The 24,849-nt window shown below is 60.0% G+C and carries 28 protein-coding genes and 1 tRNA gene; 14 read left to right on the forward strand and 15 right to left on the reverse strand.

Features of this window, described 5'->3' with window-relative positions; all coding sequences use genetic code 11:
• Positions 1-188 precede the first annotated feature (188 nt).
• The 5 genes from rplA to JOE62_RS12800 all read right to left on the reverse strand — a co-directional run bounded on the left by rplA (position 189) and on the right by JOE62_RS12800 (position 2,913).
• Complete coding sequence (rplA, locus tag JOE62_RS12780) at positions 189-890, reverse strand: 50S ribosomal protein L1 (protein ID WP_038992212.1); 702 nt, start codon at positions 888-890, stop codon at positions 189-191.
• A gap of 135 nt (positions 891-1,025) precedes the next feature.
• On the reverse strand, positions 1,026-1,457 hold the full coding sequence (gene rplK / locus JOE62_RS12785; RefSeq protein ID WP_066140756.1) for a 50S ribosomal protein L11: 432 nt from the start codon (positions 1,455-1,457) through the stop codon (positions 1,026-1,028).
• A gap of 129 nt (positions 1,458-1,586) precedes the next feature.
• A complete protein-coding gene (gene nusG, locus JOE62_RS12790; RefSeq protein WP_204722634.1) occupies positions 1,587-2,405 on the reverse strand; it encodes a transcription termination/antitermination protein NusG in 819 nt (272 codons plus the stop codon).
• Between the two features lie 72 nt (positions 2,406-2,477).
• A complete protein-coding gene (secE, locus tag JOE62_RS12795) occupies positions 2,478-2,726 on the reverse strand; it encodes a preprotein translocase subunit SecE (RefSeq protein WP_038992215.1) in 249 nt (82 codons plus the stop codon).
• 114 nt (positions 2,727-2,840) lie between these two features.
• Positions 2,841-2,913, reverse strand: a tRNA-Trp gene (locus JOE62_RS12800).
• A gap of 268 nt (positions 2,914-3,181) precedes the next feature.
• On the opposite strand from JOE62_RS12800, the gene JOE62_RS12805 reads away from it, so the two are divergent.
• A complete protein-coding gene (locus tag JOE62_RS12805; RefSeq protein ID WP_204722635.1) occupies positions 3,182-4,381 on the forward strand; it encodes a pyridoxal phosphate-dependent aminotransferase in 1,200 nt (399 codons plus the stop codon).
• 79 nt (positions 4,382-4,460) lie between these two features.
• Here the strand turns inward: JOE62_RS12805 and JOE62_RS12810 are convergent, their stop codons facing one another.
• Together JOE62_RS12810 and JOE62_RS12815 are read right to left on the reverse strand one after the other, a co-directional pair.
• Positions 4,461-5,129 (reverse strand): LuxR C-terminal-related transcriptional regulator, encoded by a 669-nt coding sequence (locus JOE62_RS12810; RefSeq protein ID WP_204722636.1) that lies wholly within the window; start codon positions 5,127-5,129, stop codon positions 4,461-4,463.
• Between the two features lie 4 nt (positions 5,130-5,133).
• The gene (locus JOE62_RS12815; protein WP_204722637.1) at positions 5,134-6,387 is read right to left on the reverse strand and encodes an ATP-binding protein; all 1,254 of its coding nucleotides are present in this window, start codon (positions 6,385-6,387) and stop codon (positions 5,134-5,136) included.
• Between the two features lie 127 nt (positions 6,388-6,514).
• Here JOE62_RS12815 and JOE62_RS12820 point away from each other — a divergent pair, with 127 nt between their 5' ends.
• The 4 genes from JOE62_RS12820 (at position 6,515) to JOE62_RS12835 (ending at position 9,660) form a co-directional block, all read left to right on the forward strand.
• Positions 6,515-7,837: a PspC domain-containing protein gene (locus JOE62_RS12820; protein ID WP_204722638.1), complete on the forward strand. Its 1,323-nt coding sequence runs from the start codon at positions 6,515-6,517 to the stop codon at positions 7,835-7,837.
• A gap of 12 nt (positions 7,838-7,849) precedes the next feature.
• Positions 7,850-8,098 carry a hypothetical protein gene (locus tag JOE62_RS12825; protein ID WP_204722639.1) on the forward strand — a complete coding sequence of 83 codons (249 nt, stop codon included), beginning with the start codon at positions 7,850-7,852 and terminating at the stop codon, positions 8,096-8,098.
• 35 nt (positions 8,099-8,133) lie between these two features.
• A complete protein-coding gene (locus JOE62_RS12830; RefSeq protein WP_105656871.1) occupies positions 8,134-8,376 on the forward strand; it encodes a PspC domain-containing protein in 243 nt (80 codons plus the stop codon).
• 255 nt (positions 8,377-8,631) lie between these two features.
• Complete coding sequence (locus JOE62_RS12835; RefSeq protein WP_204722640.1) at positions 8,632-9,660, forward strand: 6-phosphofructokinase; 1,029 nt, start codon at positions 8,632-8,634, stop codon at positions 9,658-9,660.
• Between the two features lie 75 nt (positions 9,661-9,735).
• On the opposite strand, the gene ygfZ is transcribed toward JOE62_RS12835, so the two are convergent.
• The 3 genes from ygfZ to JOE62_RS12850 form a co-directional block, all read right to left on the reverse strand.
• Positions 9,736-10,818 carry a CAF17-like 4Fe-4S cluster assembly/insertion protein YgfZ gene (gene ygfZ / locus JOE62_RS12840; RefSeq protein ID WP_204722641.1) on the reverse strand — a complete coding sequence of 361 codons (1,083 nt, stop codon included), beginning with the start codon at positions 10,816-10,818 and terminating at the stop codon, positions 9,736-9,738.
• 2 nt (positions 10,819-10,820) lie between these two features.
• Positions 10,821-11,435 (reverse strand): heme-binding beta-barrel domain-containing protein, encoded by a 615-nt coding sequence (locus JOE62_RS12845; RefSeq protein ID WP_204722642.1) that lies wholly within the window; start codon positions 11,433-11,435, stop codon positions 10,821-10,823.
• A gap of 266 nt (positions 11,436-11,701) precedes the next feature.
• Positions 11,702-12,370 carry a hypothetical protein gene (locus JOE62_RS12850; protein ID WP_204722643.1) on the reverse strand — a complete coding sequence of 223 codons (669 nt, stop codon included), beginning with the start codon at positions 12,368-12,370 and terminating at the stop codon, positions 11,702-11,704.
• Between the two features lie 198 nt (positions 12,371-12,568).
• Here JOE62_RS12850 and JOE62_RS12855 point away from each other — a divergent pair, with 198 nt between their 5' ends.
• The 9 genes from JOE62_RS12855 (at position 12,569) to asd (ending at position 20,982) form a co-directional block, all read left to right on the forward strand.
• The gene (locus JOE62_RS12855; RefSeq protein WP_128471104.1) at positions 12,569-13,237 is read left to right on the forward strand and encodes a winged helix-turn-helix domain-containing protein; all 669 of its coding nucleotides are present in this window, start codon (positions 12,569-12,571) and stop codon (positions 13,235-13,237) included.
• Between the two features lie 52 nt (positions 13,238-13,289).
• Positions 13,290-14,246: a mycothiol synthase gene (gene mshD / locus JOE62_RS12860; protein WP_204722644.1), complete on the forward strand. Its 957-nt coding sequence runs from the start codon at positions 13,290-13,292 to the stop codon at positions 14,244-14,246.
• A gap of 84 nt (positions 14,247-14,330) precedes the next feature.
• Positions 14,331-16,547, forward strand: coding sequence for an RNA degradosome polyphosphate kinase (locus JOE62_RS12865; protein ID WP_204722645.1), 2,217 nt, complete (start codon positions 14,331-14,333; stop codon positions 16,545-16,547).
• Positions 16,547-17,554, forward strand: a complete 1,008-nt coding sequence (locus JOE62_RS12870; protein ID WP_204722646.1) for an NUDIX domain-containing protein — start codon at positions 16,547-16,549, stop codon at positions 17,552-17,554. The genes JOE62_RS12865 and JOE62_RS12870 overlap by 1 nt, the downstream gene beginning before the upstream one ends.
• Before the next feature lie 139 nt (positions 17,555-17,693).
• On the forward strand, positions 17,694-18,026 hold the full coding sequence (locus JOE62_RS12875) for a GNAT family N-acetyltransferase (RefSeq protein ID WP_066140787.1): 333 nt from the start codon (positions 17,694-17,696) through the stop codon (positions 18,024-18,026).
• 108 nt (positions 18,027-18,134) lie between these two features.
• On the forward strand, positions 18,135-18,944 hold the full coding sequence (locus JOE62_RS12880) for a thymidylate synthase (RefSeq protein ID WP_204722647.1): 810 nt from the start codon (positions 18,135-18,137) through the stop codon (positions 18,942-18,944).
• Positions 18,941-19,516: a dihydrofolate reductase gene (locus tag JOE62_RS12885; protein ID WP_275587984.1), complete on the forward strand. Its 576-nt coding sequence runs from the start codon at positions 18,941-18,943 to the stop codon at positions 19,514-19,516. Before JOE62_RS12880 ends, JOE62_RS12885 begins: the two co-directional genes overlap by 4 nt.
• 7 nt (positions 19,517-19,523) lie before the next feature.
• A complete protein-coding gene (locus JOE62_RS12890) occupies positions 19,524-19,751 on the forward strand; it encodes an NF038396 family protein (RefSeq protein WP_204722648.1) in 228 nt (75 codons plus the stop codon).
• Between the two features lie 112 nt (positions 19,752-19,863).
• Positions 19,864-20,982 (forward strand): aspartate-semialdehyde dehydrogenase, encoded by a 1,119-nt coding sequence (gene asd, locus JOE62_RS12895; protein ID WP_204722649.1) that lies wholly within the window; start codon positions 19,864-19,866, stop codon positions 20,980-20,982.
• Positions 20,983-21,066: 84 nt separating this feature from the next.
• On the opposite strand, the gene JOE62_RS12900 is transcribed toward asd, so the two are convergent.
• Genes JOE62_RS12900 through JOE62_RS12920 form a run of 5 tightly spaced genes read right to left on the reverse strand, consistent with a single transcriptional unit; the run spans position 21,067 to position 24,844 of the window.
• Positions 21,067-21,591 (reverse strand): GNAT family N-acetyltransferase, encoded by a 525-nt coding sequence (locus JOE62_RS12900; RefSeq protein ID WP_204722650.1) that lies wholly within the window; start codon positions 21,589-21,591, stop codon positions 21,067-21,069.
• A 43-nt stretch (positions 21,592-21,634) separates the two neighbouring features.
• A complete protein-coding gene (locus tag JOE62_RS12905; RefSeq protein WP_204722651.1) occupies positions 21,635-22,696 on the reverse strand; it encodes a UDP-N-acetylmuramate dehydrogenase in 1,062 nt (353 codons plus the stop codon).
• Between the two features lie 53 nt (positions 22,697-22,749).
• Positions 22,750-23,952, reverse strand: a complete 1,203-nt coding sequence (locus JOE62_RS12910) for an MFS transporter (RefSeq protein WP_204722652.1) — start codon at positions 23,950-23,952, stop codon at positions 22,750-22,752.
• Between the two features lie 2 nt (positions 23,953-23,954).
• Complete coding sequence (locus JOE62_RS12915) at positions 23,955-24,395, reverse strand: MaoC family dehydratase (protein WP_128471097.1); 441 nt, start codon at positions 24,393-24,395, stop codon at positions 23,955-23,957.
• A gap of 2 nt (positions 24,396-24,397) precedes the next feature.
• Positions 24,398-24,844 carry an FAS1-like dehydratase domain-containing protein gene (locus JOE62_RS12920; protein ID WP_204722653.1) on the reverse strand — a complete coding sequence of 149 codons (447 nt, stop codon included), beginning with the start codon at positions 24,842-24,844 and terminating at the stop codon, positions 24,398-24,400.
• Between the last annotated feature and the right edge of the window lie 5 nt (positions 24,845-24,849).

Below are 24,849 nucleotides of genomic sequence, written 5' to 3' on the forward strand. Positions count from 1 at the left end.
GGGCCTTGGGGGATCCATACGCGGACGACCGAATACTCGGTAGTCAAAGCTTATCACCGGCGGCCGCCCGGCATGAAACGCAGCCATGCCTTCGAGTGCCGGCAGCGAGCGAATCTATTGGCTTAAAAGTCGAGGGAGCATGCCGAATTTCGACATGCTCCCTCAAACTAGCTAGCTAGCTACTAGGCTTAGGCCTCAACGCGGGTTACGTTCGCGTCAACAGGAATACCTGGACCGAAGGTGGTAGCGATGGTTGCCTTCGAGATGTAGCGGCCCTTCGAAGCCGAAGGCTTCAGGCGCAGAACCTCGTCCAGGGCTGCAGCGTAGTTCTCGGTCAGCTGCTTTGCATCGAACGAAACCTTGCCAATGATGAAGTGCAGGTTCGAGTGCTTGTCGACGCGGAAGTCGATCTTGCCGCCCTTGATGTCGGTGACAGCCTTGGCCACGTCCATGGTCACGGTGCCGGTCTTAGGGTTTGGCATCAGGTTACGAGGACCCAGAACCTTACCCAAGCGGCCAACCTTGCCCATCAGGTCAGGGGTTGCAACTGCTGCGTCGAAGTCGGTCCAGCCGCCCTGGATCTTTTCGATCAGGTCGTCCGAGCCAACGAAGTCGGCGCCAGCTTCACGAGCTGCTTCTGCCTTGTCGCCGTTAGCGAAAACTACCACGCGGGCGGTCTTGCCGGTGCCGTGTGGAAGGTTCACGGTACCGCGAACCATCTGGTCAGCCTTGCGTGGGTCAACACCCAAGCGGAAAGCAACCTCAACGGTCGAGTTTGCCTTGTCGCCTGCGATCTCCTTGGCCAGGGCGATTGCCTCGGCTGGAGCGTAGAACTTGTCCGCGTCGATCTTAGCCGCGGCGGCTACGTATGCTTTGCTGCGCTTTGCCATCTGCGTTATCTCCTTATGCAGTCGTGGTCATATGGACCGCGCCCGGTCCTGCCACGGGCGAATCGATCAACGGATCGAGACGCCTTAGATTAAATTCTTTGTTGCTGTTCACGAGGTGAATAGCGGAAGGCGGAATTAGCCTTCTACGGTCACACCCATGGAGCGGGCGGTGCCGGCGATGATCTTGGCTGCAGCAGCCAGATCGTTGGCGTTCAGGTCAGCCATCTTGGAGTTGGCGATTTCCTCAACCTGTGCCTGAGTCAGGTTGGCGACCTTGTTGGTGTGCGGGACACCCGAGCCCTTGGCGATGCCAGCGGCCTTCTTGATCAGCTCAGCTGCAGGCGGAGTCTTGGTGATGAAAGTGAACGAACGGTCTTCGTATACGGTGATTTCAACTGGAATCACGTTACCGCGCTGCGACTCGGTCGCTGCGTTGTAAGCCTTGCAGAATTCCATGATGTTGACGCCGTGCTGACCAAGGGCTGGACCGATTGGAGGAGCTGGGTTAGCAGCACCTGCCTGGATCTGCAGCTTGATGAGTCCGGTGACCTTTTTCTTTGGGGCCATGTCGGGTCCTTCTACTCTTGCGTTTCCCGCAGCACAGGAGCGTGGTACGGGGATCTGGCTGTCGTGGCGCGACAGCCAACCGTGCTCTCACATCGATAAGCGACCGATATGGAGCACGAAGACTTAATACTACTGGATCTTGGTGACCTGGTTGAAGTTCAAGGTCACTGGGGTTTCGCGTTCGAAGATCGAAACCAGCACGACCAGCTGAGCGGCATCCAGCTTGATTTCCGAGATGGTTGCCGGCATCGTCTCGAACGGTCCGTCGTTCACGATGACCGATTCGCCGACTTCGAAATCAACCGTGACCTCAGTAATTGGAGCACGGCCTGGCTTCGAAGCCGAAGGCTGCTCTACCGGATCAACGATGGTGTGCTCCAGCATGGAGAACACTTCATCAAGGTTCAATGGGTTTGGATCGTGGGCGTTGCCAACGAATCCGGTAACACCTGGAGTGTGGCGAACAACACCCCAAGAAGCATCGGTCAGTTCCATGCGAACCAGGACGTAGCCCGGAATGCGCACGCGGCGAACGATCTTGCGCTGAGTGTTCTTGACCTCAACGACCTCTTCCATCGGAACCTGGATATCAAAGATGTACTCATCCATGTCCTGGGTCTGGATACGGGTCTCAAGGTTGACCTTCACACGGTTTTCATAGCCAGCGTAGGTGTGGATCACAAACCAGTCACCCGGAAGCCGACGGAGCTTAGCGCGGAATTCTTCCTTGAGCTTTGCTACGTTGTCTTCAGCTTCGGCTTCGTTGTCTTCGCCTTCAGCTTCTTCAGCTGCACCTTCGGAAACCTGAGCGTCTTCAGCGTCCTGTGCTGGTGCTTCGGTTGGGTCGATGCCAGCTTCAACAGCTGGCTCTACCTGATCGCCGGCGGCTTCAACGAACTCGTTATCGACCTCGTCATTAATCTGCGGTTCGAGTTCCTTGTCGGACACTGCAGCTCCTGCTTTCTTTGACTGAATGACACTAAATTGCCTCGGGGTAATCATACCGCCGAGGCAACAAAATTACTGTTCTACCTTGTTGGTGAACAGGAGGATCGACCCCTGTCCGAAGACGAAGTCCAGGGCCGTCACGATCAGCATCACCACGACCACGAAACCGACAACAACCAGGAAGTAATTCACCAGTTCGCTGCGGGTCGGGGTGACGACCTTCTTAAGTTCTGCGATTACCTGACGGAAAAACAAGAAGATCCGGGCAAAGAAACCCAACTTCTGTCCACCCTTACCGGAGCTGAGAGCAGATTCGGTCATGTTCTTCCTCGTTTCAAAAATTTGGCCAGTTGAAACAATCACGGTGTGCCATAGTCTATTCGACTGCAACACACCGTGATGAGATAATTCGCTAAGCGATAAATCGCTATTGCGCAGGGCAGACAGGACTCGAACCTGCAACCTGCGGTTTTGGAGACCGCTGCGCTACCAATTGCGCCACTACCCTTCGGAGCTTTTTACCGCTCCCACCTAGAACATCTTAGCGGATAAAACTTTCTGCTTTGTCCGTTGCGATGTCTCGGCAACGAGAAATAACTTTACGCAACGAAATCGGAAATGTCGAACTGACAACCTCCGGTGTGGCGCAGAACGCGTTCCCGGACCCCGATCTGCACCATATTGTGTCATTTTCAAGATTGTGATGCTGAAGTGCAAGGTCGCAAACTAAACTGAGGTGTAACAGCTGTCTCCATAGATTTCAGGACGAATCCCCAATGTCTCGCATTTCTCGCCGCATCGGCGCAATTTCCGAATCCGCGACTCTCGCAGTAGATGCCAAGGCGAAGGCTCTTAAAGCAGCAGGTCGACCAGTCATCGGTTTCGGTGCCGGTGAACCTGACTTCCCAACCCCTGACTATATTGTTGAAGCAGCGGTCAAAGCCGCCCAGGATCCGAAGAACCACCGGTACTCCCCTGCTGCCGGTCTTCCCGAGCTGCGTGAAGCAATCGCCACGAAGACCATGCGCGATTCGGGCTACGCATTGAACGCCAACCAGGTCCTGGTCACCAACGGCGGCAAGCAGGCGGTGTACAACACGTTTGCTACGCTGCTTGATCCAGGCGACGAGGTCATCGTTCCAGCGCCCTACTGGACCACCTACCCTGAAGCCATCCAGCTTGCCGGAGGCAAGGCTGTATCGATCTTCGCCGGTCCAGAGCAGGGCTACAAGGTGACCGTCGAACAGCTCGAGTCCGTGCTGACCGAACGCACCAAGGTGCTGCTGTTCGTTTCCCCGTCAAACCCGACCGGTGCGGTGTACACCCCAGAGCAGGTCCGCGAGATCGGCCAGTGGGCCGCATCCAAGGGCCTGTGGGTCGTTACCGATGAAATCTACGAGCACTTGACCTACGGCGATGCCTCTTTCAGCTCCATCGCGACCTTGGTTCCAGAGCTCGAAGACCGAGTTGTCATCCTCAACGGCGTCGCAAAGACCTATGCCATGACCGGCTGGCGCGTGGGTTGGATGGCAGGTCCACTGGATGTCATCAAGGCCGCCACTAACCTGCAGTCCCACGCGACCTCGAATGTTTCCAACGTCTCGCAGCGCGCCGCCTTGGCAGCCGTTGCCGGGCCACTGGATGCAGTCAACGAAATGAAGGTCGCCTTCAACCGTCGCCGGCTGGCCATCGTCGAGTCGCTGAACGCAATTGACGGACTGCACTGCCCAACCCCGGAGGGCGCGTTCTACGCCTACTCGGACGTGCGCGGACTGCTGGGTCGCGAGATCCGGGGAGTCGTGAACAACACCAGTGCAGAACTGGCTGCCTTCATCCTGGAGCACGCAGAAGTTGCCGTCGTTCCAGGTGAAGCGTTCGGCCCGTCCGGATACATCCGCATGTCCTATGCGCTCGGTGATGCAGACCTTGAAGAAGGCGTTGCACGGATGGCCAAGTTGCTGGACGAAGCCAAGTAAGCAAAAGTCACCACGCAAGAAGCCGGGGAATCCACCACGATCATGGATTTCCCGGCTTCATTGTTTTCCCCAGTGCTGCTCAGAATATCTTGCGGTCCACAGCCCAACGGGTGAGCTCATGCCGGTTTGATAGCTGCAGTTTGCGCAGCACATTCGAGACATGGGACTCTACGGTCTTCACCGAGATGAACAGCTCCTTGGCGACTTCCTTGTAGCTGTATCCGCGGGCAATCAGCCGCATTACCTGCAATTCGCGGTCGGACAGCAGATCCAGTTCTTCATCAATTTCCGCCACCGGTGCGTTGCTGCCGAAGGCATCCAAGACGAACCCGGCCAAGCGCGGCGAGAACACGGCATCTCCCCCGGCCACGCGCCGCACCGCATCGGAAATCTCTGCCCCGGAAATGCTCTTGGTGACGTAGCCGCGGGCACCGGAACGAATAACCGTCACGACGTCCTGCGCCGCGTCGGAAACGCTCAATGCCAGAAAGCGCGTTGACCCCAGCAGCCCGGTGCAGCCCTTGAGCACTTCGGCGCCGCCGCCGCCACGGCCGCCGGGCAGATGCACATCCAAGAGCACCACATCCGGCTGCTGCGCGTTGATCACCTCAATGGCTTCTTCCACGGTGCCGGCTTCGCCGACAATCTCGATATCCCTGGCTAAATCGGCACGTAATCCCGAGCAGAAGATGGCATGGTCATCCACCAGCACCACTCGGTAAAGCCCGGAGGCGTTTTCTGCGCTCATATTCCTATTCTTCCTCCATGTCCAGTGGCATGCTCAACTGCACTTCAGTTCCGGATGCGCCGCTGCGGATCTGCGCCGTACCGCCTGCGCGTTCCATGCGGCCAATAATTGATTCCCTGACACCGTGACGATCCGCAGGTATTCCATCGATATCAAAACCCGTGCCACGGTCGCGCACATACACTTCTACTTGGGCAGACGAGCATTCGATGAAAACAGAAATCTTGCCATCAGCATGCTTGGCCGCGTTCATCATCGCCTCGCGGCTAGCGGCCACCAGTGCCTGCTGTCCGGCAAAGCCCTGCGCATTTCCGACCGCAACGACTTCAACATCGCGCAAAAGCAGCTGTTCAATGTGGCTTGCCTCGTGCTGGATCTCAACGATGACATCTTCGTCATCTAGGTCCTGATTGCCATACAGCCATTGGCGCAGTTCACGTTCCTGGACACGTGCCAAGGCCCTCACCGCAGCTGGGTCTTCGCTGCGTTTTTGAATCACCGCCAAGGTTTGCAATACCGAATCATGCAGGTGAGCGGCGAACTCTGCACGTTGGGCCGCCGCCTGGCGCGAGCTTCGTTCAGCGATGAAGTCCCGCCATAGCCGCGTGCCCCAAGGAAGCAAGACAACGGTCGCGCCGACAATTATCGCCAAAGCCGCCCACAGGCCGCCGAGCAGGTCCGCGGCTCCGACAACGTTTCCCAGCAAGGCCAGCAGCCCGCCGATGACCAAGACCAGTCCAAAAGCCAAGCGCAGCAACAATGGCAGGGCCAGGCGTTTCTTGCCTTCGGTGATCCCTTCGTCGAATTGGATCCAGGCCAGCACAATGCCGGCAATAATGGACAAGGAAGGCCAGATCAAATCCCAGCGGATATTCCAGCCGGTCCATTGTCCGAAGGCCAGGACGGCGAGCGCCAGCAAGCTCGCACCTATTAACGTGTCACGCCAGGTGGAGTTCCTTTCCCACCCTTCGCGTGGACGGAAAATGCCTTGCTGCACTCGGTTCATCTCTTCAGCAAGGCTGCGTGACCTGGTGCCCCAGGAGCGGAGCTCATCCGCGTGCGCTTCTTCGGCGCTCGGGACGAATACCCAGAGCCAGGCATAGAGCAGTATGCCGACGCCGCCCAATACGGATAGTCCCAGAAACCCCAGCCGGACGTAATTCAGCGGCAGATTCAGATGCTCCGCGAGGCCGCCGCAGATACCAGCGATGAGCCGGTTTTCGCTGCGAACCATCAAAGGTCGTTCAGGACTTTCCATAGTTCTAAGTCAAGCACGTTCTTGGCGTTTCTTCGCGGTTGATCACCGGATCTAGGGGGCACCCCTAGGGGAAGTTCAGGGTATCCCCTCATAGCGCGGGACCCCGGCAAAGCGAGAATATTGAACTATGAATAACGAAGGGTCTCAACGTCGTCGTGGCATCTACGAACAGCTGCGCAAATCACCGGTCATCCGCCAGGACTCTCAGTGGCTCGGTGGCGTCGCAACTGGCCTGGCCGATTATTTCAAGGTCGATGTGGTCCTGATCCGCGGCATCTTCGTGGTGCTCGGTGTCCTCGGCGGCTTGGGCATGGTGCTCTATGGTCTGGCTTGGGCGTTGCTGCCAGATGCCGCTGGAAAGATCCATTTGGAAAGTGCAGTGAATCGCAACTGGACCAGCGGCATGACCGGCGCAGTCATCATCTTGGCGGTGGGCATCTTCCCGGCTCCCTGGTTCCTGGATTCTCTGGCACCGATCTTGTGGCCCGTGGCGATTGTCGCGGCCATCGCATTCATCATCTTCAGCAGGAAAAACACCAGATTTGCACGTCCGGACGGGGCACGAAAGACGGCGCCAACCGGTACCAGTCCTGTCGCCTCGCCCAAGCCTGCCGGCAAGACGACGGCGTTGGAGCATCCATGGCGTGAAGATGGCCCCCAGAGTTTCAATGCAAGCGCGGCGAACCGGTTTGCGGCCGGTAATCCAGATGCGCCAACTAAGGAGTACCCCATGAGTTCAGCTGATTCTGGCCCCACACGCCAGCACGAGACTAGCTACTCACCAGATCTTGCATACACCAAGGCCTACAGTTCCAAGGTGAATCGCAAGCCGGTCAGCCACCCGATTCCGGGATGGCTCGGAACGACCGTCTTCGGCCTCACCGTGCTGGTGATCGCTGTGGTCATGCTGGCCGATTACTTGGATATCGTTGCTTTGCCTGGTTCGGGCTGGACGGTGGCCTTGGCTTGCGGACTGCTGCTGGTTGGGCTCGTCATAGTCCTGGCCGCCCTTTCCGGGCGCACCAGTGGAGGCCTTTTAGGCTTGGCAATTCCTCTGCTGGTGTTGACGGTGATCTTCTCTGTAACGTCCTTCGGTGATTCAACCCGCGGGTTCGTTCGCTCGGCTACCGGAGACGACAGCCGGTACAGTGCAGCATTCAGCAGCTCCACGGTAGACCTGACCCACTTGGGCAGGATTACCAAGCCCACTACGGTAGAGATCGACTCCGTTTTTTCCAAGCTGGACCTGCTCCTGCCGGAGAATGTTCCGGTGAAGGTACAAACTGAAGGCGCGTTCCTGTCCGAAATGGACTTGGAGCTGCCTCAGGATCTACGGTCCATGCCCGGCGATGCACCAACGCTGACCGTTGAAGTCGACGGCGCTTTTTCCTCCTTCTCCACCAGCGTGGATACTCCCACCATCCTGAACCCCAGCAACAAGGATTTCTAAGGACTGAGCTTCATGAATACTTCTTCCACTCCAGCTAGAAAATTCCCTACCGGAACCTTGGTCTTCGGGCTGATCATGATCGTTGTCGCCCTGGCATCGCTCAGCCGACTGGTTCTGCAATGGAGTTTCGACATGCCGTTGTTCTTCATCACCATCGTCGCGTTGGCCGGTGTTGCCATGATCTTCTCCGGTCTGGCCGCGGCCGGCAAGGCCCGGAAATCCGCAGCTGAACCACCACTGCCCACGGACCCCAACCTCTAAGTTTCCACGCTTTTCCAACTATTAGGAGTTATCTGATGGACGCATTCTTCAACTCGCTTCGTTCCATGCCGCTTCGCCGCGGACCAGGCCGCTTGGCCGGCGGCGTCGCAGGAGGCATTGCCGACAAGTTCGGATGGGATGTCACCTTGGTGCGCATTGCGCTGCTGCTTTCGTTCCTGCTTCCGGTCATGGGCGTTGCGGCATATATTCTGGCGTGGATCCTGATCCCGGCACAGGACAACACCATCATCTTGCAGAACTGGCTGCGCAAATTCTAAATTCTGGTCCCGACCGGCCAACTCGGCGAACGAAGCTTGGCGCCATGATCCTACTAGGGCGGGTCTCACGCACTTCCGTGACGTGAGACTCGCCCTAGTGGCTTTAAGCACGTACAATGGCACGCAGAGTAGATGCTCAATGGCGCGCGGATATTGAATGACATCCGAATGGAAATCCTTGCTGTCGCAGCTAGATCGGGAGACTGCTTGCTCCAGTTGCTGCACAAGGCTTTCCCCTTTACTAAGCGAGGACCAATGCGCATTGGAATCATGACCTCCGGCGGCGACTGCCCAGGTTTGAACGCTGTCATCCGCGGAGCGGTACTGAACGGCATAAAAAGCTACGATTACGAGTTCGTCGGTTTCCGTGACGGCTGGCGTGGCGTCAAGGAAGGCGACTTCTTTGATCTTCCCCGAACCGCTGTGCGCGGCATTGCCAAGCAGGGCGGCACCATCTTGGGCACCTCGCGCACGAATGCGTTCGAGGGTGATCTCGGTGGCGCCGAGAACATTTCCAAAGTCCTCAAGTCCAATGGCATCGATTCGCTGATCGCCATCGGCGGCGAAGGCACGCTAGCCGGCGCCCAGCGCCTCTGCGAGGCAGGCCTGCCTATCGTTGGCGTCCCCAAGACCATTGACAATGACCTGGACGCCACGGACTACACTTTCGGTTTCGATACCGCCAACCAGATCGCCGTCGAAGCCATCGACCGCCTGCGCACCACCGGCGACTCGCACCACCGCTGCATGGTCGCTGAAGTAATGGGACGGCACGTGGGCTGGATTGCCCTCCACGCAGGCATGGCATCCGGTGCGCACGCCGTGCTCATCCCAGAGGTGTCCACCACCATGGAGCAGATCTGCCAGTGGGTGAACGAAGCCCATGAACGCGGACGCGCCCCATTGGTAGTTGTCGCCGAAGGCTTCGTGCCCGAAGGCATGGAAGAGGCGTTCTCGGTACGCGGCCTCGACTCCTTCGGCCGTGCTCGCCTCGGCGGCATTGGCGAGATGCTCGCGCCAGTGATCGAGGAACGTACCGGCATTGAAACGCGTGCAACGGTGCTGGGCCATATTCAGCGCGGCGGCGTGCCTACCGCATTCGACCGTGTCCTTGCCACCCGGCTGGGAATGGCTGCTGTGGATTCCATTCACGCCAAGGCCTGGGGGACCATGGTGGCCCTGCACGGCACGAAGGTGCTGCGTGTGCCTCTGCGGGCCGCCTTGAACAACCTCAAGCGCGTGCCCATGGAACGCTACGAAGAAGCCGCTGTGCTCTTCGGCTGATCCTGGAGACGCAACAAGGGCGTGGGGTGAAATGCATTGGATATGCTTTTCACCCCACGCCCTTGTTGTTGGCTTCTAGCCTTGGGGCGGGGTCCTCAGGAACCCGGTAAAGCGCCCAGCCACCTGGCCGGCATCGGTAGCCACGATGACGTCCTGCGTAGCCGGATAGCTCGTTTCGCCGTCAATCACGGACAACACCGCTTCCGGGTCAACGTTGCGCTTGACCACGGCCAAGGCAATGGGGCCTGCTTCATAATGTAGGGTCGCGGAAGTGATCCGGCCTACCGTGCGTTCGCCCAGCTTCACTTCGGCCCCTGCGGCTGGCAACGTGTGCATGGAACCGTCAAGGTCCAGGAAGACCAGTCGGCGCGGCGGGTGGCCGATGTTGTGCACGCGGGCAATCGTTTCCTGGCCCTTGTAGCAGCCCTTGTTCAAATGCACCGAAGTACGCAGCCAGTCCAGCTCGTGGGGAATGGTCTTGTCGTCGATCTCAGCGCCGAAGCGCGGTTCCCACGCGGCGATGCGCAAGGCTTCGACCGCCATCATGCCGGATAGTTCTTCGTCAGCTACGGCTTCGGCCAGCTTTTCCAGCTCCACGATGTGCAAGAACCATGGACGTTCCTTGCCTGGGTGGTCTTCGCGGGAATAGGCCCAACCGCCCTCGGTAATGCCCGGCCATGGGTTCTCCCAGACCAGCGATCCAGCGGTGCCGATCTTGCGGGGAGCTGCCAGAACGCCATAGCTGGAGGAAAGGTCATTCACCTCAACGCGCAGCATGAAGCGCATCGAGTTCAAGAACTGCTCCAACGCTGCCCCGGCGCCCGGTTCAACAATCAGCAGCAAACGGTCTTCGGTGGCGAGCACCTTCATCTCGTGCTCAATGCGACCCTGGACCGAAAGCAGCAGCGCTTGGGTGCTGTCCCCTGGCTTCAGATGGGAAATTCGCTGGCTGCTGAGCGTATCGAGCCAGCTCTGGCGATCATCGCCTCGGATCTCGACAACGTCGAAGTGGCTCAGATCGGCAATTGCCTGGCCCTCGGCGAGCTTGCGTGCTTCACGGGTCGGAGCGCCGTAGTGGGCTGCGACACCGGCATCAACACCGCCAGCTTCCACAGCCCCAGCGCGATCGATCAGAATTGAACGGTATCCAGCGGCCATGATCAGTTCGCCGTTCCTTCGGCCGTGACGCGCTTGAGCGCCGCGGAGGCGTGCGCCTGGAGGTTCATATTGCCCTTGGAGACGTCCCAGCGCCAGAACAGCTCGCCATTGACCAGGCCGTAGATGCGAGTGGACGATGCGTAAGCCTGGGCGTTCTTGCTGCGCAGCAGGCTCTCGGTGGCAAGCTGAATACGCGGCCCATCAATCAGGCCGTAATACAGCTCTGAGATGCCATCAGGCCGGACGATATGCGCCTGGATCTTGAAGCCGTCCTCGGTGTGCAGCTTCTGCACATCGTCCGCCGAACGCAATACCGGGAAGATATCCCCCGGCACCATGCCGGGACCGGCATCGGCATCCTGCTGTTCGCGGTCCAGCGACCAGAATCCGGATTCAACTGCCAGGATGCGCAGCTTCGTGCCATCGGCTTCTGTCAGCCAGGCTTCGCTGCGGTATTCAAGGTAAGGGCCGCCAAGGTCACGGAAGGTGACTTGCTGCCAGAAAAACTCGTCCTCGGCTTCGCCTTCGCCAAGACGGCCGGCACCTTCCCAGGTGCCAATGAGCCATGCGAAAGGTACAAGTTCCGGGGTGAGGTCCGTAGGTAGGTCAAAGGCCATGGACTACTCGCTCCTAATTCAGTTAGTGATGAAATGAAAACAGCGCACACGTTGTTGTGTGCGCTGTTTCTACTTCTGGCCCTGGAAGAGGCGCTTCACTACCAGGCCTGCGAACCCGGCCATTCCGAGACCGGCGATCACTACAAGTGCCTGGAAGAAAATTTCGATTGCAAGGTAATTTTCATTCATGGCTTCATCTTAGCGTGCGAGCCCGGAGAACTTCGACACGCGTGACGCAGCTTGCATCATATTTGAACCGCTCACCGTTAAATGAATGCTAGCACTTCCATTGCATACCAGCTGACAGCACCGTTCATCAGCAAGATGGCGCAGGCCAAGCCCAGGATTCCACTTAGATTGCGCACGCTGCGGCTGACCAAAGCCAAGGCGCGTAACGAACCAACCAGCAGTCCTGCAAGCAACCCGAGGATCGCGCCCTGGTACCAAAGGATATCTATCGGCAACGCACTGGACGCCGCGCCCAAAGCTGCAGCAACCACAGGTGCAAGAATCATCGTCATCCGGTTCGGCAGACGGGTTGCGGACACCGCACCAGCCCCGAGCAGCGCGACCACGGTGATCACGGTCAACCCAAAGCCGTATGGCGCGTAAGCGCTGGCGGCCCAGGCAGACCCGAGCACACCCAGGACAATGCCAGTCACACCGGAAACCACGCCGGCCAACCGGCCTTCGGCTTCTGCACCGCGCAATACTTGGCTTATAAATACCAGAAGCACGCCAACCGCGATGACTTCGACGCTATGTGACATCATCGACCTGCCCGGCAAGAACATGGCCAAGGCCGTGGCAGCCAACGAGCATAGCGCCAAGATGATGGTGATCGGCCATGGCGCATCGGAGCGAACCATGCGGGGCCACGTATAGGCGAAAATCAGCTGCAATACCGCGGTGAGCACACCCATCAGCCAGCTCATCGAATCCAGACTTGCGACAACGACAAGCAGTGCTGCTGCAACGAGCCCACTGAATAAAACCTTGATTCTCAAATTCCGATTCCTGACGGTAATGTGTCCGCACTTGCGTGTTCACATGCGTGCTTCAACTGATTCATTCCTTATACTGTGACACGTAAAAGTGATTTTTTCGCAACTATCTGGCAGGAGGCAGACCGATTGGCTCACCTACTGCTCCTAAGTAATCATGCCGAAAATGCCGCTGAAGTTCTTCCGGCACTTGAACTGTTGATGCACGAGATTTCATTCTTCCCTGCAACCACAGAGTCGCTGAGCCAACTCCCGGAATGCGATGCGCTCATTCTCGATGCCCGCACCGATCTGATTCCGGCTCGCTCTTTGGCACAGCTCTTGCACGCCAACTTGAATCTCCCCTTGCTGCTGGTTGTCAGCGAGGGCGCACTGGGCATTTTGAATTCGGACTGGCACGCGACGGATTTCCTGCTGCCTTCCGCGATTCCTGCCGAACTTGATGCACGCATCCGTCTGATGCTCTCAGGCGCATCGGCCCCTGCCCCGGCGCAGGTCGAGCCCGAAAGCTCTTCGGGCCTGCGCATCGATGAGTTGAGCTACACCGCCCGTATCGATAACCGCATGCTGGACCTGACATACAAAGAGTTTGAGCTGCTCAAGTACCTCGCGCAGTTTCCCGGTCGGGTCTTCACCCGCGAGCAGCTGCTGCATGAGGTGTGGGGCTATGACTACTACGGCGGCACCCGTACGGTTGACGTGCATGTGCGCCGTTTGCGCGCGAAACTCGGCACCGATCATGAGCAGCTCATTGGAACGGTGCGCAACGTCGGCTACCGCTTCCACGCCGAATCATAACTTTCGGATAACTCCTACCCACTTCCCACATTTTGCGACTATCGTGAAATGCATGAGCGAACTGCCACAGAACACTGTTTCCATTCAGCACGTCCCGGGTGAGCTTGATGAACGGGTACTGTCCGACGTGCGTCAACTAGCACTCGATGCGCAGGAAGCCGATGGCAATCCGCCGTTGAGCGATCAGACCCTGGTGGCCTTGGCAGCCGATGAGTCAAACGGAAATCTAATTGCACTGCTCGCTGAAGCCGGTGAAGGTGCGGATTCCACGTTGGCCGGTGTGGCTGTCGCGGTTCGGGAATCCGAGGAGCACCCTTGGGTCATGGAACTGGTGGTCCACCCTGAGCATCGTCGGGCCGGTATTGGCCGCGCCCTGTTGGGCAAGCTCGGCGAGCTGCTGGACCTCTCGCAAATCCAGGCGTGGGCGCACGGCGACCACGAGGCGGCCAAGAAGCTGGCCGCCGGCGTAGGACTGAACCGCGTACGCGAGCTGTTCCGGATGCGCCGCGAAGGCACCGATTATTTGGAAGAATCCCCGATTGACCGCCGCATCATGGTTCGCACGTTCCGCGTTGGCGAGGATGAGCCTCAGTGGCTGGAAGCCAACGCCAAGTCCTTCGCCCACCATCCCGAGCAGGGCTCGCTGACCCTTGACGACCTCGAAGCACGCATGTCCGAGGACTGGTTCGATCCAACCGGCTTCTTCCTCGCATTCGATGCGGAGGAGAATCTGCTCGCCTACCACTGGACCAAGATCCATCCTGCCTCCGGTGACGCGGCACGTCCCACCGGCGAAGTCTATGTTGTCGGGGTGGTTCCCGAAGCGCAGGGACTAGGCTTGGGCCGCTCCTTGACCACCACGGGCGTCAACTACCTGCTTGAACTGGGCGTTGATGCGGTGATCCTGTACGTCGATGCCGATAATGAGGCAGCGGTGAAGCTCTACCGCTCGCTGGGCTTCACACTTTGGGATGCCGACATCATGTACGGTCCGCAGAAGATAGACTAGGGGTACCGGCAGTTCCGATTATTTCGGGACTCCCACTAGCGGTGTCTTTAGCGTCCACTTGCAGGAAAGAAGTGAGTTCAGCAGATGAATAGCTACCCCAAGGAAACTGGTACTCAACTACGCGATGTCCCTTCTTCGAAAGTCAACGAGGACCGCATAGAACCTGCCGATTCGTTGCCGGACTTGCATCCTGATGGCGGATTCAAAAATGAACGTTTCCTTGACCGCGAGCTCAGCTGGCTGCACTTCAACGCCCGTGTCCTGGAACTGGCCGAAGACACCGATCTGCCATTGCTGGAACGTGTGAACTTCCTGTCCATCTTCGCCTCGAACCTCGATGAGTTCTTCATGGTTCGCGTTGCCGGGCTGAAGCGCCGCATCCACGCAGGACTGGCAGTGCCAGCGGCAAACGGCATGAACCCGGTAGACCAGCTGGAGCTGCTACTCTCCTCGGCCCACGCACTGCAGACCCGCCACGCCAAGGTCTTCGCCGACTCGGTCTACCCGGATTTGACCGAGCAAGGGATCCGCATCACCACATGGGAAGACCTTTCGGCCTCCGAACGAGAACTGCTTTCCAAATGGTTCGTTTCCCAGGTGTTCCCGATACTCACCCCGCTGGCCGTTGACCCCGCCCACCCATTCCCCTACATCTCCGGCCTCTCGCTGAACTTGGCCGTGGTAGTCCGCAACCCATTGACCGGCAAAGAACTCTTCGCCCGCTTGAAGGTGCCGGACACCATCGCCCGCCTGATCAGCATCGACGGCACCCGCGCTGCGCACTCGTCGCTGCGCACCGCCCGCTTCATCCCTCTCGAAGCGCTCATCGCGGTACACCTGGAGCTGCTGTTCCCCGGCATGGAAATCGTTGAGCACCACTTCTTCCGCGTTACCCGCAACGAAGACCTGGAAGTTGAAGAAGACGATGCAGAAAACCTGCTGCAGGCGCTGGAGAAGGAATTGCTGCGCCGCCGCTTCGGTCCACCGGTTCGCCTGGAGGTCGCCGATGACATCAACCCCGAAATCATGGAACTGCTCACCCGCGAACTAGGTGTGGAAGAGGACGAGGTCTTCAAGCTTCCCGCCCCATTGGACCTGCGCGGCCTCGGTGTCATCGCGTCGCTGGATCGTTCCGAGCTGCACTACACCAAGCATGTCGGCCATACTTCCAACTACCTGAACGAATCGGAAACTGCCAAGGCCGCCAATGTGTTCGCGGCCGTACGCCGCCGCGACATCCTGCTTCACCATCCCTATGATTCCTTCTCCACCAGCGTGCAGGCCTTCCTGGAACAGGCCGCAGCTGACCCGAAGGTCATGGCCATCAAGCAGACCCTGTACCGCACCAGCGGCGACTCGCCAATTGTCGATGCGCTGATCGACGCGGCAGAAGCCGGCAAGCAGGTCCTGGCCCTGGTGGAAATCAAGGCGCGCTTCGACGAGCAGGCCAACATCTCCTGGGCTCGCAAGCTGGAGCAGGCCGGAGTGCATGTGGTCTACGGCATCGTTGGCCTGAAAACCCACTCCAAGCTCTCCTTGGTGGTTCGCCGCGAAGGCGACAAGCTGCGCCGCTACTGCCATATCGGCACCGGAAACTACCACCCGCGCACCGCGCGCTACTACGAGGACTTCGGCTTGCTCACCTGCGACGACGAGGTGGGCGAGGATATCTCCAAGCTCTTCAACCAGCTCTCGGGCTACGCCCCGCGCTCGACATACAACCGCTTGCTGGTTGCTCCGCGTTCGGTACGCACCGGACTGCTGGCGCACATCGAGAAGGAAATCGTCAACGCCACCGCGGGCAAGCCGGCGAAGGTCGTCATCAAGGTCAACTCGATCGTGGATGAAGCCATCATCGATGCGCTGTACCGGGCCAGCCAGTCAGGCGTCAAGGTGGAAGTCATTGTTCGCGGCATCTGCGCCCTGCGCCCGGGCGTCCCCGGACTGAGCGAGAACATCGAAGTGCGTTCCATCCTTGGCCGGTTCCTTGAGCACAGCCGCGTGTTCATGTTTGAAAATGGTGGAGATCCACTGGTGTACATCGGCTCCGCAGACATGATGCACCGCAACCTGGACCGGCGCGTGGAAGCCCTGGTTTCGCTGCGCAACCCGGAAGACATCGATCGCATGATCACGCTGCTGGCCCGCTACATGGATGACAAGACCGCTTCCTGGCACCTGAACTCCGATGGAGAATGGATCCGCCATTACCAGGACGAGGATGGCAAGCCGCTCTCCGATGTCCAGTTCTGGCTAGTAGAAGAACATGCCCGCCGACGGAACAGTGGACGTAACAGCTAGTGAACGAATCAGAGCTGCGCGATACCCGCACCAGGGCTCGTGACATCATCAGATCCGCAGACGCCGAGGAAATCCGCCTTGGCGAATACGACATCGTGGCTGCCGGGGCGATCCCCTGGAGGCTGAAGGACGGCAAACTGCAAGTTCTCTTGATCCACCGTCCCAAGTACGACGACTGGTCCTGGCCCAAGGGAAAGCTGGACCAGGGCGAATCCATCGCAGAGTGCGCGTTGCGCGAGGTCCGCGAGGAAATCGGGTTGCGCATAACCTTGGGCATCCCGCTTTCGGCCACTGCCTACACAGTCGGGCAGAAAACCAAGGTCGTCTACTACTGGGCGGCCAAGACCGATCCGCAGACGGTGATTGAACCCGACGGCGCAGAATGCGACGAGACGCGCTGGGTCAGCCCCAAGAAAGCTGCCGGGATGCTGTCCGCGGCCACCGACAACCAGCCGCTGGACGACCTGGTGCGGGCCCATGACGCTGGCGTGCTCGATACGCACCCGGTGCTGATCGTCCGCCATGCCAAGGCCAAGCCGCGTGGCAAATGGACGCGCGCCGAGGGCGACCGCCCGCTGGCGGCGACCGGACGGCGCCAAGCGCAGGCTGTTTCGCGGATGCTCGAAGCGTGGAAACCCATGCACGTGGCTTCTTCGCCGTGGATGCGTTGCGTACAGACGATTACGCCCTACGCAGCCTTGCACGCGTTGAACCTCAAGAGCATCAAGGCACTGACCGAACACGCTGCCACGCGCAAGCCTGAGCGAGCCCGCAAGGCCGTGCAGAAGCTGTTCGACAAGTACCGTTCCCAGGTCATTTGCACGCATCGGCCGGTGCTGCCCTTCGTACTGGAGGTCCTCGTAAAGAACTCCACCGCTGAACTGGCCCAGGCGCTGCCGGATCAAGATCCCTATTTGGAACCAGGATCCTTGATCGTTGCACAGCAGGTCCAAGCCGGCAAGCCGCGCATCGTCTCATTCGAGATCCACACGCCGTACCACGACTAGCCTCGGCGGCCGCTACCCGTCCAATGCGTGCCGTGCATAGGTGTTCTCTCATGGCTTGGCGAAACCCGTTGCATCTGGCTCCGATTAGGGATAAGACTGTAAATAGGACACACGTCACAGCCGAGAATGAGGTAATGCCATGACTGCCAAGCAGCCGCACCAGCCAGTCGAGAAGATTGTGCACCATGGCCTGCGTCTGGATCACGACGCGAGCCGTGGCCGCTATTCGCTGTGGCACGGTTCCACTTTCGTCGGCTTCCTCGGCTACCACGAAGAAGACGGGATCGCCACGATTCAGCACACCATCGTCAACGAGGAATTCGGACGCCGAGGATACGCTCGTGCCCTGGTGACCTTGGTTCTGGACAAGTTCCGCGACGAAGGGCTGAAGATCATTCCCGAATGCAGCTATGTCCAGGACTACCTGCACCGCTACCCGGAATACAACGACATGGTGGTTTCCGCCAGCTAGCCTCGAATGCGAGCAGAGTCATCAATGTCCGTAGTTTCGGCGGCATTCCAATTGATCTAAACTGGAACGTGTGAATATGCCAGCGCCGACGACCAGCAGACAGGTATGATGACGAGTTCAATCGCGACCCCCTATGAAGATCTGCTTCGAGACGTGCTGGAAAACGGCGCCTCCAAGGAAGACCGCACCGGAACCGGAACCCTGTCGGTATTCGGCCGCCAGATCCGCTTCGATCTGAAGGATTCTTTCCCGCTGATCACCACCAAACGGGTGCACTTCAAGTCTGTGGCTGCCGAGCTCCTTTGGTTCCTGCGCGGCGAATCCAACGTGAAGTGGCTGCAGGACCAAGGCGTTCGCATCTGGAACGAATGGGCTGATGAGCACGGCGAACTCGGCCCGGTCTACGGCGTCCAATGGCGCAGCTGGCCAACTCCCGAAGGCGGCCACATTGACCAGATTTCCCAGCTGGTCGACTCGTTGCGCAATAATCCCGACTCCCGCCGCCATATCGTCTCGGCGTGGAACGTCGCAGAAATCCACAACATGGCGTTGCCGCCATGCCACGTGTTCTTCCAGTTTTACGTCGCCGATGGCAAGCTCTCCTGCCAGCTTTACCAGCGCAGCGCAGACATGTTCCTGGGCGTGCCCTTCAACATCGCTTCCTATGCCCTGCTGACCCGCATGCTAGCGCATCAGCTCGACCTGGAACCAGGCGAGTTCATCTGGACCGGCGGCGACGTGCATATCTACACCAACCACTTGGAACAGGTCCAGGAGCAGCTCTCCCGCGATCCTTACCCATATCCGACGCTCAGCCTCAATTCCAAGCCAAAGTCGATCTTCGACTACACGCTGGAAGATTTCAGCGTCAATGACTACCAGCACCACCCAACCATCAAGGGCACCGTAGCCGTATGACCCGCAATCCGCGCCACGCGCACGAGGTGCAACCGCTGATTGGCGCCATTTGGGCCCAAGCCGAGAACGGCATCATTGGCGCTGGCGGCGCCATGCCGTGGCATGTTCCCGAGGATCTGGCCCACTTCAAGCGCACCACGGCAGGTCATCCGGTAATCATGGGTCGCGCCACATGGAATTCTTTCCCGGCGAAGTTCCGCCCCCTGCCAGGCCGCACCAACATCGTGCTGACCACGCAGGCCGATGCACATGGGCAACTGCGCAAGGATGGCGCAGTCCCCGTCTCGAGCCTGGAAGAAGCCATTGCCCTGGCACAGCGCAGCGAAGGCGGCGAAGAAGTCTGGATCATTGGCGGCGGCAACGTCTACGCACAGGCACTGGACCTGCTGGACCTCGCGGTGGTCACCAAGCTTGATGTCTCCCCCGAAGGAGATACCTCCGCGCCGTCGCTCACCGCCGACTTCGCTCTGGGTGCTTGCGATCCATCCCAAGATTCGGAAGCTGCCCGCTGGCATGTTTCCTCCACCGGTACCCGCTACCGCTTCGAAACCTGGCTTCGCCAAAAGGACTAGAACGACCATGAAAAAATACATCGGAGAGCTCAAGCAGCACCCCGAGGCACTCTTCATTCTCGGATACATGCTCTTCCCGCTGCTGGCATTGGTAGTGGCCGCACTCGGCTTCTTCATGGTTCTGGGCGGCCACAAGATTTTCGGACTGATCCTGTTGCTGGTTCCCACGCAGATCTTCATCTTCTCGGCGATGTGGGCGATCAAGAACCGCAAGCTGCTGCTTGAGGAAAAGTAAAACTTTCGCTGTACCGAATCACACCTGAACCCTGCTGGGGCTTGGGTGTGATTCTGCTTTAACTCTTGTAACGAACCGGGCTCTGCCCGATCATCGCACCTACCATGGAGACATGACTTCATCTGTTGGTTTTGTAGGTTACCGAGGCATGGTTGGATCCGTGCTGATGCAGCGCATGCTCGACGAGGGCGATTTTGCCCAGATCGACCCGGTATTTTTCTCGACTTCCAATGCTGGCGGCAACGCCCCGGCATTCGCTGAGGGCGCCGGCCCGCTGCAGGACGCGTTCGACATTGACACGCTGTCGAAGTTGCCGATTATCGTCACCGCCCAGGGTGGCGACTACACAACCAAGGTCCACACCGAGCTGCGCAAGTCCGGCTGGGACGGCCTGTGGATCGATGCCGCATCCTCGCTGCGCATGAACGATGATTCGGTCATCGTCCTGGATCCGGTCAACCGTTCGGTGATCGATGAATCCCTGGCCGCTGGCACCAGGGACTACATTGGCGGCAACTGCACCGTCTCGTGCATGCTCATGGGCTTGGGTGGGTTGTTCAAGAACAACCTGGTCGAGTGGGGCACCGCGATGACCTACCAGGCTGCTTCGGGCGGCGGTGCACGCCATATGCGCGAACTGCTCACCCAGTTCGGCGACATCAACGCGTCGGTGGGCAGCGAACTGGCTGATCCGGCCAGCGCCATCCTGGAAATCGACCGCAAGGTTCTGGAAACCCAGCGTGGAAACCTCGACGCGTCGCAGTTCGGTGTTCCGCTGGGCGGCTCGCTGATTCCATGGATCGATGCGGATCTGGGCAACGGCCAGTCCCGCGAGGAATGGAAGGCAGGCGTTGAGACCAACAAGATCCTGCAGACTGCCGGCGACAAGCAGATCATCATGGACGGACTGTGCGTTCGTATTGGCGCCATGCGCTCGCACTCGCAGGCACTGACGCTGAAGCTGAAGGAAGACCTGCCGGTCTCCGAAATCGAGTCGCTGCTGGCAGCCGACAACGAGTGGGCCAAGGTCATTCCGAACGAGAAGGAAGCCACCGTGGATCAGCTGACTCCGGTCGCAGCTTCGGGCACTTTGGACATCCCGGTGGGCCGCATCCGCAAGCTGGAAATGGGCCCAGAATACATCTCTGCCTTCACCGTCGGCGACCAGCTGCTGTGGGGCGCAGCGGAACCGCTGCGCCGCATGCTCGCTATCGCCCAGGGCCGCCTCTAGCCATCCCTGAAGCGCAAACCATGGCAAACAGCCCAGAACAGAATTTCTGTTCCGGGCTGTTTGCCATTTCCCTGCAGGTGAGCGCTAGTGGGCCCACTCGTTCCTGAGCACCGAATAGATCAGCTGGTCATGCCACGCACCGGCCCGCCACTGGGCTTGGCGGATGACACCCTCGCGGGTGAACCCCAGCTTCTCCAGGCACCTCTGCTCGGCCAGGTTTTCAGCGGCTGTCGTGGCCTGGATCCGATGGCGCGGGTAATGGGAGAACAAGTAATCGACAAGCAACTCCTGCCCTCGGGTGCCAAGGCCCTGGCCGCGGAACTCGGCAAAGATGCCGATGGCGATTTCCCAGCAGGCAGAGGTGTTGGCCCGGCCCCACGACGTGACGGTGAACCAATCGGCTTTGCCGATGACCTGCTCTCCCAGGCAAACTGCCAGCGCACCGTCAGCGCTGCCGATCATCTGGTCTTGGGCCACGCGGTTGCGCAGCTTGCTGGTATCCCAGAAGCCGAACCATTGGGCTTCGCCGGCGCCCTGGACGGATTGGAAGTTCACCTCCAGCAGGTCGATATCTGTTGGACAGAGTTTGCGCAGGGATACTTCCGCCACGGCATTCCTCTCTTGCCCCGGCAACCGCCGGGAAGCATTTCACCTAGAGCACTTCGCCAATCAGCAACGGCTCGTTGACCAGTTCAATCCCAAAACGTTCCTGCACGCCGGCACGTACTGAGCGGGCGATGGCCAGAATGTCCTGGGCAGTGGCTTCCCCGCGGTTGGTGATGGCCAGCGTGTGCTTGGTGGACAGCGAGGCGCGACCATCGGCGAGCGCGAATCCGCCGGTCCCCTCCAAGCCGTAGCCCTTGGAGAAACCGGCCTGGTCGATAAGCCACGCAGCGGACAGCTTCACGAAGCCGGCCAGTTCCACCGGGTAGTTCGGGGCGTTCGGCGGAAGCTTGTCCAGGACGCTGGATTCAACGATGGGGTTGGTGAAGAAGGAACCGGTGGAATGCGAGTCGGCGTCCTTGATATCGAAGACCATGCCCTTGGAACGGCGCAATTCGAGCACTGTTTGGCGCACTTGAAGCGCGTTGGCGCGGTCTCCGGCTTCAACCCCGAGCCGGCGGGCCAGCTCTGCGTAGCGGATCGGAGCCGATTCGTTCTCGCGGGCCAGCAGGAACGCCACCTCCAGGACCACATAGCGCGGGGACCCATTGTTGCTGGTGCGCTTGATGAGCGACTCCCGGTAGGCGAATTCAAGTTCGGCGTTATCCAGCTTGAGTACCTGGTCGCTCTCGCGGTCATAGGCGCGCACCCACGCCAAGGTTTGGGACACGTCTGCACCGTAGGCTCCAACGTTCTGCACCGGGGTGGCACCGGTGCACCCTGGGATGCCCGAGAGCGCTTCCAGCCCGCTCAGGCCCTCAGCCAAGCTGTATTCAACGGTCGTGTCCCAGTTCTCGCCGGCGGCGGCACGCAGCAGCACCTTGCCATTCGGCTGCTCGTCCAGGTGCAGTCCACGGGTGGCAATCTGCACGGCAACACCCGGGAAGCCGTCATCCGAGATCACCAGGTTGGAGCCCCCGCCAATGAGCAGGACGTCCTGCCCAGCAGCATCGGCTGCGGCTACTGCGTGAGCCAGTTCGGCTTCGCTGGTTGCGGTCACCATAAGCCTGGCTGGCCCGCCGACGCGGGTCGTGGTCAGGTTCTTCAGCATTGCTTCAGTTTACTTTCGGTATGAGGACGATGGTCTGCGGCCAGGGTCGCGTGCTAGGCCTTGGGCTCGCCGCCGGCACGGCTTCCGGCGGCATTCGAGGACAGGCAGAAGGCCACAACCACCAGGATGGAGATGGAACCCAGGGCGGGCAGCAGTCCGATGACTTCGGCCAGCAGGCCCAGCAGTGGCGGGCCGCCGAGGAACGCGCCGTACCCGATGGTGGACACCACCGAGACGCGGGTCGCCGCATGCACCGGATCATCCGAGGCAGCACTCATGGCCAACGGGAAGGTCAGGGCCACGCCCATGCCCCAGATGGCCAAGGCCACGAAGGCCAGGGGCAGATTGTTGCCGAAGGCGAAGAGCAGCACGCCAACCAGCGCGCTGATGGCGCTGGCACGGATCATGAAAACCCTGCCCATCCGCAGGATCAAATCGCCGGAGAGCAGGCGGGTCAGGGTCATGGCGGTCACGAAGACGCCGTAGCCGATGGCTCCCATGCCTTCCTTCGTCTGGTACCCGTCCACCAGCGCCATGGCCACCCAGTCTCCGGCAGCGCCTTCGGCCAGGGCCATGCCCAGCACCAGCACGCCCAGGAGCACGGTCTGCGGTTCGGTCCAGGCCTTCTTCAGCGTGGACCCGTTGCTGCTGGTGCGCGGGGTCCGGCTGAAGTCTTCGCCGTAGAATCGTGCGCTGAACAGGACCGTGGCGATGATGAGAAGGCCCATGAAGCCGTAGTGGTACTGCAGCGGGATCTGCAGGCGTGCGCCCAGCGCGCCGGCGCCGGCGCCGATTACCGTGCCAATGGAGAAGAAGCCGTGCAGGGCAGGCATGATGCTCTTGCCCAGAGCCCGTTCCATGGCCGCGCCTTGGACGTTGGAGGCGACATTCCACGAGGCGGTGCCCAGTCCCTGGGCAAAGAGGAAGATGCCACAGATGACGGCGCTGCCGAAGATCCCGGCACCGACGCCGACGAGGATCAGCGAGCCGGCGGCCAGAGTCGCGGCGATGCGCATGACGCTGGTGGCGCCCAGCCGCAGGACCAGCTGCCCCGAGACCGACACGGACAGGAAGGACCCTGCACTCAGGCACAGCAGCAGCAGGCCGACACTGGCGTGGTCCAGCGCCAGGGCATCGCGCACCGCTGGCAAGCGCGAGACCAGTGCCGAGATCAGCAGGCCGCTGGCCAGGTAGGCGGCCATCAGCGCATTGCGCCACTGGGTTGCCGGCCGCTGCGCATCACCTGGAAGCTGCATGCCTAGAGCTGCACCACTGCCTGGCACTTGAGCAGCACCTTGGCTCCATCGGCCGAGACTGCCAGGTCGATGCGGGCGGTGCGGGCCTCGGCGTCCAAGGCGCCGACCTTGCCTTCCACCGAGATGGTGGTGCCTTCATGCTCCGATGGGTTGGAGCCTTCCGGGTCCTCGACGACGACCGGCTTGGTGAAACGGGTCTGGTAGTCGATGATGGCGCCCGGGTTCCCTACCCACTGCGAGACCAGGTCGATGACCGAACCCATGGTGAACATGCCATGGGCGATCACCGAAGGCAGTTCCACCTCCTTGGCGAAGCGCTCATTCCAGTGGATCGGATTGAAGTCGCCCGAGGCTCCGGCATAGCGAACCAGGTCCGCGCGGTTGACCTGCACCGTGTGCGAGCCAATGACCTGTCCCTTTTCGAGGCTTTCGAATTCAATCATGCTTAGTCCTCAGCTCGTACCAGTAGCGATGAAACGGTGGTGGCGATCTTCTCGCCGGCCGCGGTGGTGATTTCGGCGCGGGTGGTGATCATCGCGCCGGCGCCCATCTCGCGGATCTGGTCCACGTAGAGCTCGGCAAGCAGTTCATCGCCGGCCACGATCGGTCGGTGGTGGGTGAAGCGCTGGTCGGCATGCACCACGCGGGAGAAGTCGATGCCGCTGGCCGGGTCGGAGATCAGCTGCGCGTCGGCCCGCTGGGCGATGATGATTGCGAAGGTCGGCGGGGCGACAACGTCGCTGTAGCCCAGCTCGCGGGCTGCCTGCACGTCGTAATGCGCCCGGTTGGCGGCTTTGGTGGCGGCGGCGAATTCGCGGATCTTCTCGCGGCCTACCTGGTAGGACTCGCCGGCAGGGTAGATGCGCCCTACCAGGTCGGGGTTGATACCCATGGGTT

Origin of the sequence: Glutamicibacter nicotianae (assembly GCF_016907615.1) — a bacterium.
Classification (GTDB): domain Bacteria; phylum Actinomycetota; class Actinomycetes; order Actinomycetales; family Micrococcaceae; genus Glutamicibacter; species Glutamicibacter nicotianae.

Bases quoted from the DNA above. Each gene is read 5' to 3' on its own strand.
- rplA (WP_038992212.1), bottom strand. From the start codon at position 890: ATGGCAAAGCGCAGCAAAGCATACGTAGCCGCCGCGGCTAAGATCGAC.
- rplK (WP_066140756.1), bottom strand. From the start codon at position 1,457: ATGGCCCCAAAGAAAAAGGTCACCGGACTCATCAAGCTGCAGATCCAG.
- secE (WP_038992215.1), bottom strand. From the start codon at position 2,726: ATGACCGAATCTGCTCTCAGCTCCGGTAAGGGTGGACAGAAGTTGGGT.
- JOE62_RS12805 (WP_204722635.1), top strand. From the start codon at position 3,182: ATGTCTCGCATTTCTCGCCGCATCGGCGCAATTTCCGAATCCGCGACT.
- JOE62_RS12810 (WP_204722636.1), bottom strand. From the start codon at position 5,129: ATGAGCGCAGAAAACGCCTCCGGGCTTTACCGAGTGGTGCTGGTGGAT.
- JOE62_RS12815 (WP_204722637.1), bottom strand. From the start codon at position 6,387: ATGGAAAGTCCTGAACGACCTTTGATGGTTCGCAGCGAAAACCGGCTC.
- JOE62_RS12820 (WP_204722638.1), top strand. From the start codon at position 6,515: ATGAATAACGAAGGGTCTCAACGTCGTCGTGGCATCTACGAACAGCTG.
- JOE62_RS12825 (WP_204722639.1), top strand. From the start codon at position 7,850: ATGAATACTTCTTCCACTCCAGCTAGAAAATTCCCTACCGGAACCTTG.
- JOE62_RS12830 (WP_105656871.1), top strand. From the start codon at position 8,134: ATGGACGCATTCTTCAACTCGCTTCGTTCCATGCCGCTTCGCCGCGGA.
- JOE62_RS12835 (WP_204722640.1), top strand. From the start codon at position 8,632: ATGCGCATTGGAATCATGACCTCCGGCGGCGACTGCCCAGGTTTGAAC.
- ygfZ (WP_204722641.1), bottom strand. From the start codon at position 10,818: ATGGCCGCTGGATACCGTTCAATTCTGATCGATCGCGCTGGGGCTGTG.
- JOE62_RS12845 (WP_204722642.1), bottom strand. From the start codon at position 11,435: ATGGCCTTTGACCTACCTACGGACCTCACCCCGGAACTTGTACCTTTC.
- JOE62_RS12850 (WP_204722643.1), bottom strand. From the start codon at position 12,370: ATGAGCTGGCTGATGGGTGTGCTCACCGCGGTATTGCAGCTGATTTTC.
- mshD (WP_204722644.1), top strand. From the start codon at position 13,290: ATGAGCGAACTGCCACAGAACACTGTTTCCATTCAGCACGTCCCGGGT.
- JOE62_RS12865 (WP_204722645.1), top strand. From the start codon at position 14,331: ATGAATAGCTACCCCAAGGAAACTGGTACTCAACTACGCGATGTCCCT.
- JOE62_RS12875 (WP_066140787.1), top strand. From the start codon at position 17,694: ATGACTGCCAAGCAGCCGCACCAGCCAGTCGAGAAGATTGTGCACCAT.
- JOE62_RS12880 (WP_204722647.1), top strand. From the start codon at position 18,135: ATGACGAGTTCAATCGCGACCCCCTATGAAGATCTGCTTCGAGACGTG.
- JOE62_RS12885 (WP_275587984.1), top strand. From the start codon at position 18,941: ATGACCCGCAATCCGCGCCACGCGCACGAGGTGCAACCGCTGATTGGC.
- JOE62_RS12890 (WP_204722648.1), top strand. From the start codon at position 19,524: ATGAAAAAATACATCGGAGAGCTCAAGCAGCACCCCGAGGCACTCTTC.
- asd (WP_204722649.1), top strand. From the start codon at position 19,864: ATGACTTCATCTGTTGGTTTTGTAGGTTACCGAGGCATGGTTGGATCC.
- JOE62_RS12905 (WP_204722651.1), bottom strand. From the start codon at position 22,696: ATGCTGAAGAACCTGACCACGACCCGCGTCGGCGGGCCAGCCAGGCTT.
- JOE62_RS12910 (WP_204722652.1), bottom strand. From the start codon at position 23,952: ATGCAGCTTCCAGGTGATGCGCAGCGGCCGGCAACCCAGTGGCGCAAT.
- JOE62_RS12915 (WP_128471097.1), bottom strand. From the start codon at position 24,395: ATGATTGAATTCGAAAGCCTCGAAAAGGGACAGGTCATTGGCTCGCAC.
- JOE62_RS12920 (WP_204722653.1), bottom strand. From the start codon at position 24,844: ATGGGTATCAACCCCGACCTGGTAGGGCGCATCTACCCTGCCGGCGAG.